The organism is Haloglycomyces albus DSM 45210 (assembly GCF_000527155.1).
In the GTDB taxonomy this organism is placed as follows: Bacteria; Actinomycetota; Actinomycetes; order Mycobacteriales; family Micromonosporaceae; genus Haloglycomyces; species Haloglycomyces albus.
Genome location: NZ_AZUQ01000001.1, coordinates 3425305 through 3436442, shown reverse-complemented (window position 1 = coordinate 3436442; position 11138 = coordinate 3425305). Strand labels below are relative to the sequence as shown.

At 61.5% G+C, this 11138-nt stretch carries 10 protein-coding genes and 1 pseudogene; 8 read left to right on the top strand and 3 right to left on the bottom strand.

Annotation, left to right across the window (positions count from 1 at the left end; all coding sequences use genetic code 11):
- Positions 1-118: 118 nt before the first annotated feature.
- From HALAL_RS0115835 to HALAL_RS0115825, 3 genes are all read right to left on the bottom strand, one after another.
- Positions 119-712 (bottom strand): PadR family transcriptional regulator, encoded by a 594-nt coding sequence (locus HALAL_RS0115835; protein WP_025274933.1) that lies wholly within the window; start codon positions 710-712, stop codon positions 119-121.
- A gap of 129 nt (positions 713-841) precedes the next feature.
- On the bottom strand, positions 842-1258 hold the full coding sequence (locus tag HALAL_RS0115830; protein WP_025274932.1) for a DUF4439 domain-containing protein: 417 nt from the start codon (positions 1256-1258) through the stop codon (positions 842-844).
- A complete protein-coding gene (locus HALAL_RS0115825) occupies positions 1251-1652 on the bottom strand; it encodes a hypothetical protein (RefSeq protein ID WP_156937777.1) in 402 nt (133 codons plus the stop codon). The genes HALAL_RS0115830 and HALAL_RS0115825 overlap by 8 nt, the downstream gene beginning before the upstream one ends.
- Before the next feature lie 197 nt (positions 1653-1849).
- Here HALAL_RS0115825 and rimP point away from each other — a divergent pair, with 197 nt between their 5' ends.
- The 8 genes and pseudogenes from rimP (at position 1850) to HALAL_RS0115785 (ending at position 10915) form a co-directional block, all read left to right on the top strand.
- On the top strand, positions 1850-2311 hold the full coding sequence (rimP, locus tag HALAL_RS0115820) for a ribosome maturation factor RimP (protein ID WP_025274930.1): 462 nt from the start codon (positions 1850-1852) through the stop codon (positions 2309-2311).
- A gap of 71 nt (positions 2312-2382) precedes the next feature.
- Complete coding sequence (nusA, locus tag HALAL_RS0115815; protein WP_029768157.1) at positions 2383-3372, top strand: transcription termination factor NusA; 990 nt, start codon at positions 2383-2385, stop codon at positions 3370-3372.
- Between the two features lie 178 nt (positions 3373-3550).
- Positions 3551-3856: a YlxR family protein gene (locus HALAL_RS19385; protein WP_425402652.1), complete on the top strand. Its 306-nt coding sequence runs from the start codon at positions 3551-3553 to the stop codon at positions 3854-3856.
- A gap of 138 nt (positions 3857-3994) precedes the next feature.
- Positions 3995-6988: pseudogene (gene infB / locus HALAL_RS17110) on the top strand (translation initiation factor IF-2).
- 80 nt (positions 6989-7068) lie between these two features.
- On the top strand, positions 7069-8523 hold the full coding sequence (locus HALAL_RS0115800) for a methyltransferase (RefSeq protein ID WP_025274929.1): 1455 nt from the start codon (positions 7069-7071) through the stop codon (positions 8521-8523).
- Positions 8524-8627: 104 nt separating this feature from the next.
- On the top strand, positions 8628-8927 hold the full coding sequence (locus tag HALAL_RS0115795) for a DUF503 family protein (RefSeq protein WP_025274928.1): 300 nt from the start codon (positions 8628-8630) through the stop codon (positions 8925-8927).
- A 60-nt stretch (positions 8928-8987) separates the two neighbouring features.
- Positions 8988-9419: a 30S ribosome-binding factor RbfA gene (gene rbfA / locus HALAL_RS0115790; RefSeq protein ID WP_029768155.1), complete on the top strand. Its 432-nt coding sequence runs from the start codon at positions 8988-8990 to the stop codon at positions 9417-9419.
- Between the two features lie 134 nt (positions 9420-9553).
- Positions 9554-10915, top strand: coding sequence for an MATE family efflux transporter (locus tag HALAL_RS0115785; protein ID WP_025274927.1), 1362 nt, complete (start codon positions 9554-9556; stop codon positions 10913-10915).
- Positions 10916-11138: the final 223 nt, after the last annotated feature.

Here is an 11138-nt window from a genome sequence, read left to right as displayed (position 1 = left end):
AGGCCGGAACGGTTGGAAGGCCCCAAACAAAATCCCGCAGTCAGCGCCCGCGGGACCGTCGGGGCCCACGATTGCTCCGGCACATCGACCGTATCAGGTCCGTACCAACAAGTTTCCGTTAACCGGATTGGGCCTTGTCGGCCTTCCGCTCCGCTTGCTGGGACGGCAATCCACGCGGTTCAACCGGACTCAGACTGTGCTGCGGCGTGCGCTCGATGACCGCCTCGGTATGATCGATCCAACGGATTTCGGCCTCGGCCCGGTAGATCATCGACTCCAAGACCAGAATCCAGGCAAGATCGTCACTGTGGGTGGCATTTTTCAACCGAGTGTATTCCTGCAGAGTTCGCAGCGTTGCCATGCGTTGTTTTTGCAGGACGGCAGTGGTGTCGACACCGGGGGTCGTTACGGCAAGCGCGATTTTGATGGCGAGTTCGTCACGCGTATTGTCGATTGATTTGACCGGTGCGGTGAACCAGGCTTCCAAGGACGACAGGCCGGCCTCGGTGATTTCGTAAAGACGCTGCCCCGCTTCATTCTCGGGGAGGGAATTCACCAAACCATCACGTTCCAGCCGGGCAAGTGTCGTATATACCTGGCCGATGTTGAGGGGCCAGGTGGAGCCGGTCGTGTATTCGAATGAGGCGCGTAGCTCATAGCCGTATGCGGGTTTGGCCTTGAGTAGCGCCAATAGCGAGTATTTTATGCTCATGAACGTTCCTCCGAAACAGTGTTACAGGTAGTATGGCACGGGTGCTTTGTATACTCAGTAATGGGTCCGATGTAGTGGTGCTCTTCAGAATACGCATTTCATTGAATGGAGTAAATGCGCTAACCCACGTCACCCGTCCGTACGGCCGGGCCAGGGGTTGATGATCGAAGAACCTTGAGACGCCTTCAACCTGACGAGATTGATCGCCGCGGTTTCCAACGCCGCTACACACTGTTTCCTTTCGGTGTCATTGCCTGAGGCGCAACCGGCCCGCCAAGTGGTGGCGACCCGTTGTTCTATTTCGACCAGGATCGTGGTGGTGTCCTCTGAATCGTCTATTTCATAGGCGGGTTCGGCTTTCGGTATCGACCAGTCTTCCTGGTCGTATACATCGAACAGAGCGAGGCGGAGCTCGCGGTGAGCCGCCAGGGTCTGTTCGACGGCGGAGCGTTCCGCGCCGCTGACCTCGGGCAAAAGGGTTTCGGCAGCGTATATCGCCGCGTACTCGGCTTGGAGTCCGCGATCGAGGTGGTGGTGATCAGTCATGGTTCTGCAAGGTTTCTACGTGGGCACTTCGGCAGGCGGCGATTTCGGCGAGTAGGACGGCGTACCCCCGATCGGCGGTCAGGGCCGCCTCCTGGGCTGCTTCGGCGTGTTCGGATTCGGTTGTAGCCAGCGACGCGATATCGGTGACCTCGAGTTCGAGGGGTTCTACGTCGACATCGCCGAGAAGGCGCTGGAGCGTTTCGGCGTGGGCACTGTGGTCTGCCGAGATATCTTCTCTTTCCAAGGTGTCGGCGATGTCTCGTAGGGCGAGAGATGCCGAAAGCATATCTTCCATAGCCGGGTCGGGTTTCGGGGGCGGAGACTCCGAATTGGAGCAACCGGTCGCGAGCCCCACGACCGCGGCGCTGAAAAGTACGGTTCGTCTAGTAGCCACGACACTATTTTCGCAAGTGCGCTAACGCAGCTCGCGGCGGGCCGCTACTCTCGACGATTGGGCCGTATTCGTGCCGCTACCGATGTGTGAATGGGCTGTTGGCCGCCACTGTGTGGGCAATGGTGTTCTGGATAATGGACTCGGGGGAGAGGCGTGCACGGCCCGCTTGGTATGGACGCGATTTTAAAGGAGAGCGCATGAGTGATGTGAATATCGATCAGCTGCGGGAGATCATCGCCCCGGCAGTGGAACGTCTCGGCTATGATTTGGATGATCTCAAGGCGAAAAAGGCAGGACGACGAGTCGTCGTCACGGTGGTGGCGGACGGGGACAACGGTGTCAGTCTCGATGCTGTTGCCGAAATCTCCAAGGAAGTCAACAATGCACTTGAGAGCGCGGAAACAACCGGTGGATGGTTTGCCGATGCCCCCTATACTCTGGAAGTGTCTTCCCCTGGAATCGACCGTCCGTTGACCTTGCCCCGGCATTGGAAACGGAACATCGGGCGTTTGGTAGCGGTGTCTGTGGGGGAGGAGCGGCTGAACGGCCGCATCGCCGCTGCCGATGAGCGGGGGATTGAACTGGAGTCCAAGGGTGCGAACCGCCGCTTGGAATACAGTGAGCTCGGGCCGGGGAAGGTTCAGATCGAACTGAAATAAGCGCGGTCGTCCGCGTTTGGCCACGATCGCCTCTTCCGGCCATTACAACTACACAACGTTAAGGAGATCAGGTGCACATCGACCTGGCGGCGCTACGGTCAATGGAGCGTGAGCGCGACATCCCTTTTGAGACCATTCTTGGTGCGATCGAAACCGCCCTATTGACCGCATATAAGCACACCCCCGGCGCAAACGACAAGGCTCGTGTGGAGGTGGACCGCACGGACGGCATCGCATCGGTACTGGTACCGGTGTTCAACGATGACGGTGAGGTTGTTTCCGAGCGCGACGACACCCCTGAGGGATTTGGGCGAATCGCCGCCCAAACGGCCCGACAGGTCATCTTGCAGCGTCTGCGCGAGGCTGGAGACGAAGCGACGTTCGGTGAGTACTCCGGCAAGGAAGGCGATATCGTCACCGGTGTCATCGAAGCCGATGGAAAACGCAATCAGCGTGGCATGGTGATGGTCAATCTAGGGCGAATCGAAGCTCAATTGCCGGTAAACGAACAGGTTCCGGGCGAAAAGTACGAACACGGTCGGCGTATTCGGGCGGTGGTGACCCAAGTCAACCGGACCGCGAAAGGACCGCAGGTGACGGTGTCGCGGACGCACCCGGCTCTGGTGCGCAAACTGTTCGAATTGGAAGTTCCCGAGATAGACGAAGGCGATGTCGAGGTGAAGGCGGTCGCGCGCGAAGCCGGCTACCGCACCAAGATCGCCGTTAACGCCACAACCGAAGACCTCAACGCCAAAGGGGCCTGTATCGGTCCGATGGGGGCTCGGGTTCGGGCCGTGATGAACGAGCTGGGCGGTGAGAAGATCGACATCGTCGACTGGAGTGAAGACCCCACGGTATTCGTGTCCAACTCCTTGTCACCGGCAAAAACCAGTTCGGTGCGGGTCGTCGATGAGGAGAACCGAGCGACGGCAGTGGTTGTTCCCGATTACCAGCTGTCCTTGGCGATCGGTCGTGAAGGACAGAACGCTCGGCTGGCCGTACGTCTCACCGGTTGGCGGATCGACATCAAATCCGAATCCGATGTAGCGAAAAACACGTAGGCGGGTCCCGCCGGAGTAGGGGCGGGACCGTCCGGATTCGTCATTGAAAGAATTAACTTTATAACCCCTTGTGCTGCGCAAATGTCCTCGATATCACCATTTTTCTCTCTACCGTGTCGAGTCGTGCGCGGGAAAGGGGCGTGAAAGACGGCAGCGCCCCAGCCGTGTCGGGGCTAAAATGGAGGGGGTAGACTGGGGAGTGGTTCGTAACGCCAACCCAACCCGCACGTGCGTGGGTTGTAAGAAGCGTGCAACAGCTGACCGGTTGTTGCGTATTGTCGCCGACCGCATTGGCGGACCAGGTGAAGTGCCCATACGGCTTCTGCCTGATCCACGGCGTCGCCTCAATGGCCGTGGAGCTCATGTTCACAGAAATGTGCACTGCTTTGAGCAGGCATTGCGTCGGCATGCCTTTCGCCGGGCCCTACGTCTTTCCGGGCCCATCGACGACGGCGCAATACGAACGTTCTTCGACTCGGAGTGACCGCAAGGAAAGCTCCCGTACACGAAGTAGGTAGACAGAAATGCAGACCACCAAATGAACGCCCACTAATCATGAGGCTTCAAGTGGACCGATAGGGTCGCCGGGCTCTGCCCGTGCGACCTCGAAGTGAGGAGTGCAGTGGCAGCTAAGCCCCGCGTACATGAACTGGCCAAGGAGCTGGGAATCACGTCCAAAGAGGCGTTGGCCAAGCTCAAGGACATGGGCGAGTTCGTTAAAACCGCGTCCAGCACCGTCGAGGCCCCGGTGGCCCGACGACTGCGACAAGAACTTGCCGCCCAAGGCGGTGGAGAGGCCGTCGAAACGAAGTCGGCCCCCGCCGAGAGCGCTAAGAAGACCGCCAAGTCGGCGGCCAAGAAGGAATCCAAGACCGATACGGCCAAAAAGGCGGCCAAACCTCGTGCCGCCGCTCCCTCGCCGGCCAAGGTCGCCAAAACCAAAACCACCAAGGCCCAGGAAGCGGACAAGAAAAAAACCGCGAACACCAAGGCGACCGCCGATACTGAAGCGGCGGCGAAGAGTGCCCCCAAACCTAAGGCCCCGCGTAAATCCGTTCCGAAGCCTGGACCGCGCAAGAGCGAGCCGGCCGCCGCGAAACCGGCGAGCGCCCGCGACATCGAGGTGGCCGCGGAGCAGGCGCGTGCGGAAAAGCTGAAGAAGGAGCAGGAAGAAGCGGCTCGTAAGGCCGCCGACCGGCAGAAGCGCGACAGCGAGGGCGGTTCGAGCGCTACGGAGGCTCCCTTCAAGGCGCCTAAGCCCGGACCTCGTCCGAACGCTCCCAAACCCGGTCCGAAACCGGGGCCGCGTGGCGGTGCGAAGCCGGGACCGCGTCCGGGTGGAAACAATCCGTTCGGCATTTCCGGTGACTCGGAGCGTAAGCCTCGCCCGGCCAAGGGCGGAGAAGGCTCTGGTGAACGCAGCGGTGGTCCGCGTCCGTCGCCGCGCATGATGCCGGCCCGTCCCAATCCGAACATGATGTCCTCGCGCCCCAGCGGCGGTGGTCGTAGTGAAGGCGGCGGTGGTCGCGGTCGAGGTGGCCGTGGTCGTGGCGGCCGAGGCGGCCAACAAGGTGGAGCCAGCAACTACCGTGGCAACTACGGTGGCGGCGGTCCGCGCGGCGGTCCGCAGAGCGCGCCGGCACCGTATCGTGGCGGTGGTGGCCGCGCCGGTGGTGGCGGTAAAGCCCGTGGTGGCGGTGCCGCAGGTGCCTTCGGTAAAGGCGGACCGCGCGGAAAGAGCCGTAAGTCGAGGCGTCAGAAGAGGCAGGAGTTCGACAATCTGTCGGCACCGAAGATGCAGTCGGGTGCTCCGCGCGGTAAGGGCCGTGAGGTTCGCCTACCGCGAGGTGCGACTTTGGCGGACTTCGCCGACAAGATCGACACTCAGCCGGGCACCCTGGTCCAGGAGATGTTCTCCCTCGGTGAGATGGTGACGGCGACCCAGTCGGTTCCCGACGAATTGCTGGAGTTGCTCGGTGAGCACCTGGAGTTCAATATCAAGGTGGTCTCTCCCGAGGAAGAGGACAAGGAACTGTTGGCGCAGTTCGGTATCGACCTCGAAGAGGACAAGTCCGAATTGAAGCCGCGTCCGCCGGTCGTGACGGTCATGGGTCACGTCGACCACGGTAAGACGAAATTGTTGGACGCCGTGCGGCAATCCAACGTGGTGGCCGGTGAGGCCGGGGGGATTACCCAGCACATCGGTGCTTACCAGGTCAGTGTGGACCATGAGGACGAAAACCGGGCCATTACCTTCATTGACACCCCGGGGCACGAGGCGTTTACGGCCATGCGTGCCCGTGGTGCGAATGTGACCGACATCGTCATTCTGGTGGTGGCCGCCGACGACGGCGTCATGCCGCAGACGGTGGAGGCACTGAACCACGCGAAGGCCTCCGGTTCGCCTGTCGTGGTTGCGGTGAACAAGACCGACCTTCCGGACGCCAACCCGGAGAAGGTGCGCCAGCAGCTCACCGAATACGGTTTGGTGGCAGAGGAATACGGTGGTGACACGATGTTCGTCGACGTCGCCGCCAAACCGCGCATCGGTATGGACAGTCTGCTGGAGGCAGTGCTGTTGACCGCCGACGCGGCACTCGAACTGGAAGCTCCCCGGGAAGGTAACGCTCAGGGCGTGGCGATCGAAGCGCATCTTGACAAGGGACGCGGTCCCGTCGCTTCGGTCCTGGTCAAGAAGGGTACGCTCCGCGTCGGAGACTCGATCGTGGCGGGAGACGCCTACGGTCGCGTTCGTGCCATGCTGGACGACCAGGGACGACGGGTCAAGGAAGCCAAGCCGTCGTTCCCGGTGCAGGTGCAGGGTTTGGCGTCGGTTCCGATGGCGGGAGACGTCTTCCTGGCCGCCGACGACGACCGTACGGTGCGTCAAATCGCGGAACAGCGTCAGGCGCGACGTCGTGCGGCACAGCAGGCTTCGCGTGTCGGCCGTGCCACCTTGGAAAACCTCATGGACAAGATCGCCGAAGGCGAGCGCACGACCTTGTCGCTCATCATCAAGGGTGACGGCGCCGGTTCGGTGGAAGCGTTGGAGGAAGCTCTCATCGGGCTGGAAGTTCCCGACGAGGTGCAGCTGCGCGTCATTCACCGTGGCGTCGGTCCGGTCACCGAGAACGATGTCAACCTCGCCAGTGCGGGCGACGAAGAGACGGCCTCGATCCTGGCGTTCAACGTTCGCGCTGAAGGCAAGGTCAAGGACATGGCCGATCGCGAAGGCGTGGACATCCGTTACTACTCGGTCATCTACCGGGCGATCGAAGAGATCGAAGCGGCCCTCAAAGGGATGCTCAAGCCCGAGTACGAGGAAGTGGACATCGGTACCGCCGAGATCCGCGAAGTGTTCCGCTCGTCGAAGTTCGGCAACATCGCCGGTACTTTGGTCACCAAGGGCGTCGTCAAGCGCAATGCGAAGGCACGCTTGGTACGCGACGGCAAGACGGTCACGGAGACGGAACTCGCTTCGTTGCGTCGATTCAAGGATGACGCGAACGAAGTGCGTGAAGGCTTCGAATGCGGTATTACCTTGAAGAACTACAACAACATCGAAGTGGGCGACCTGATCGAAGCCTACGAGATGCGGGAAAAGCCGCGCGAGTAGTCCTCGATCGGTATTCCAGGCGGGCCAGGGAGATCGTCCCTGGCCCGCCGTCCTGTGTCGGTGGCAGAAAAGAGTGAGGGATGACCGGTAAGGTAATCGACGCCGAGACGTCCGGCCGTTTGCGTACGGCGTGGCTGAGGTCGGGATATTGGCCTGAGGCACTCCGGGATCGCTTCGGCGCGACGGCGATGAGTCAGGCCGATCGGGGCGACTATCGGGCCGTTATGCGGCAGTTGGGTGACGGGGTGCAGGACACCTGGGTGCGGTGGTTCACCCTGGGAATGTCGGTGTCGCCGTCGGAGGCGCGTTCGGCCCTGGATCCGTTGACCGTCGATGGTGCTCGGGAGATCGGATTGCTGACCGCGGAATTGACGTCCGGGTGGGGTCTGCAGTTCGACCCGGCCGGGCACGCGATCTTTTCGGACCAATTGGCGGGGATGCGCGGAGCACGTTCCCGTGACCATGTATTGGGTATCGGCGGGGCGTCACGTCTGCTGTGGGACGTGACCTTGCGGCGTGATGTAGCCAGCGTGCTTGACGTGGGTACCGGATCCGGAATTCAGGCTTTTCACGCTACCGCTCGCGCCTCACACGTCACCGCCACCGATCTTTCCGAACGAGCCTTGGCCTTCGCACTTCTCAACGCCGGTGTGAACGACCTGGAGGTCGATTGGAGACAGGGGGACCTGATCGAACCCGTGGCGGGCCGTACTTTCGATCAGGTCATTGCGAACCCGCCCTTCGTGGTCGGTACCCCCGGCGAGGGGTGGACCCACCGTGACGGTGGACGTGCGGCCGACGCGATCGGTGCGGAATTGGCCGCGTCCGCCCCGACTGTGCTCAACCCGGGCGGGACCATGCAGTTTCTCGCCAATTGGTTGCACCGGAAGGGTGAACCGTGGACTGAGCGGGTCGGTTCCTGGATTCCCGAAGACGATGTCACCGCATGGGTGGTGCAACGGGAGGTCGTAGACCCGCTCGATTACGTGCGTACCTGGCAGGCCGATGCGGGCCAGCAGCATGATGCGGAGCAGGCCGCCGAATGGTTGAACTGGTTCGACGAACGAGAGGTAGAGGGAATCGGCTTCGGTTTCGTCAACCTGCGGCGAACCCCGGGCTTTTCTCGAGTTCGCTGTGACGATCTGCGCCACGCCGTTGCGGAACCGTGGTCGGATTTGGTGGAACGGATGTTGTTCCACCGTCTGGTTTCATGGGAACCCGACCGACTGTGGAACGCCGCCCTTGTCCTATGCCCGAACGTCAGGCTGGGGCAATTCGCCACCATCGGTACCGACGGTTGGGAGGTGGAACGGCAATGGATCGAATCACACGGGGATCTCGGCGTGGCGGAGGAAATCGATCCTCTCATTGTGGAGTTCCTGGGAAATTGTGATGGATCCGTACCGGTCGGCGCTCTCGTGTCGGTGTTCGCCGACGCTTACGGAAGCGACACCGGTGCCCTGTACGCGGGTCTCTTTCCCGTGATCAAACATTTCCTCGAATCCGGTTATCTCACCGTCGCGTCCGAATCGTGACCACCACGTCGACATGAGGCGATGCCTTGTGGCGAACAGAGACGGCGTACGAGGAACGGGGAACCGGGAATGTCGTTGCCGGCGGGGAACTCCTGACGTATTCTCTGAGGGTGTTTTGTGGATCCATTGAATTCGACATCCTGCTTCCCCCGGAGTCACACTCCCTGAAAGACAAGCGCGGTTACGTCCGTCCACTCGTCGCGGCGCTGCGAAAGTTCGAAGTGTCGGTTGCCGAGGTGGCCGACCAAGAGTTGTACGGTCGGGCTCGTCTCGGAGTGGCGGCCGTGGCTCCGGATCATGGCCACCTTTCCGAGGTTCTCGACCGCTGCGAGCGGGCGATAGCCGACCGAGTAGAAGTACAGTTGTTGAGCACGCGTAGGCGTGTGTACGGTCCGGAGGATTAGGATGTCGCATCCGTCCGACCGAGCCGTGGTATGAGTGAATTAAAAGGAGCCGACAGAACAATGGCAGACCCAGCGAAACAAGCCCAGGTGGCGGAACGGATTCGTACCCTCGTCGCGACGGCCGTGCGTGGATTGAAAGATCCGCGTATGGGCATGGTGACCATCACCGACAGCCGGATTACCTCCGATTTGCGGGATGCCACCCTGTTTTACACGGTACTGGGTACAGAACAGGAAGTTCAGGACACGGCGGCCGCGCTGCAGAGTGCCACCGGGCATTTGCGCAGCGTCGTCGGTAAGGCTCTGGGCATGCGCAACAGTCCCAGCTTGACCTTCGTGGCCGATACGGTCCCCGAACACGCCGATCGAATCGAGAGCCTCATCGCGGAGGCGGCCGAGCGGGACGCCTCGGTACAGCAGGAACGCGACGGTGCTCAGTTCGCCGGAGATTCGGATCCTTACCGCGACGACGCCGGTGACGACGCCAAGTAAACCGAAGCGTATCCGTTAGGCCCGGCGACCGTCGCCGCAAGGCGACGGTGCGAAGCCGGCGATGACATCTGAACTTCCTCAGTGACCCTTGCCCTGCTTCGGCAGGGCATGTTTTCAGTAGGAACACACTTTCCATGGACGAACGATCCGCCACGGGAGACGGCTCCCGCTGTGACCACCCCGACGAATCCACCTCCGCCGTCTCGGTGCGGCGCATCATTTCCCTTTCGGCCCCTGCCTTGGTGGTTCTGGCCGCCGAGCCGATCTATATGTTGATCGACACCGCGGTGGTGGGCCATCTGGGTGCCGTCCCGCTGGCCGCGCTGGCGTTGGGAACGACCGTCATGGGTCTGGCCGCCTGGATCGGCACCATTCTCGCGTACGGAACGACCTCTCGAGCGGCCCGTCGGTTCGGGGCCGGAGATCGCGAGGGAGCGGTCGGTGAAGGCGTACAGGGAACCTGGTTGGCGCTAGCGGCCGGAAGCGCATTGATCGTGGCGACTCAACTGTTCGCCGGGCCCTTGGCGCAGACATTGGGCGACGACCCCCAAGTAGCGGCGGAGGCGGAGCTGTGGCTGCGCACCGCTGTCTTCGGAGCCCCTTTTCTCTTGGTGACCGCTGCCGGCCAAGGATGGATGCGAGCGCTCCAGGACACGCGGCGACCCATGTACTTTGTGTGTCTGGGGTTTGTCATAGCCGCAATCCTGACCCCCACATTGGTGTATCCGGTGGGAATGGGGCTGCTGGGGTCGGCGGTGGCCAATGTGGTCGCTCAAATCATCGCCGGATGCCTGTTCCTGCGTGCGATCACGCGCGAAGGTGTTTCCCTGCGCCCACACGTCACGCTAATACGCAAACAGTTGACGGCCAATCGGGACCTGCTGGTGCGCGGAGCCGCCATGCAGGCCTGCTTTATATCCGCGGCGGCGGTGGCCGCCCGGATAGGAGCCACCGCGCTGGCGGCGCATCAGATCGGTATCCAGCTCTGGTTTGCGATCGCCTTGGCCTTGGACGCGGTCGCCATCGCCGCGCAGGCATTGATCGGAGCGGACCTCGGGGCCGGACTGGTTGATCGAGCCAAGGCCACCGCGCGTCGGCTGACCTGGATGGGGTTGGGGTACGGCGTTGTTTTCCTGTTCGCTCTGCTGGTGGCGGTATCGTTCCTCGGTTCGGTGTTCACCTCCGATGAGCAGGTACGTGAGCAGTTGAACCACGTCTGGTGGTGGATGGTTCTCCTCATGCCGGTCGCCGGGGTGGTCTATGCCTTGGACGGCGTGTTGATCGGGGCCGGTGATCTGCGGTTCATGCGGAATATGAATGTCACGGCTGCGGTGTCGTGGCTTCCGTTCACCTGGCTGACTTTGACGTTCGGATGGGGGCTGTCCGGAATATGGGCAGGCCTCAGTTGCTTCATGTGCGTGCGTCTGGTGTTCATCCTATGGCGCATGTACCAGGGAACTTGGAGCGTCGTAGGGATTGAGAGAGAACCGGCTTAACGTTCGTTCAACTTTTTCTTCTCACTTTTCGGGAAACTTGTCTCAGAGTGGCTTAACGACCGTTAGGATTTGAGCCATGCGGAACGACAAAATTCTTGCTTGCCGCGACGGGTTTCCACCCTACCGGCACCTCGTCGCGGAGTAATCACCGATTGGCCGGTTGATCCCAATTGGCTTTGCGACGTGCGTGACTTCGATCAGTTCGCGTGCGCTGAGGTATTTA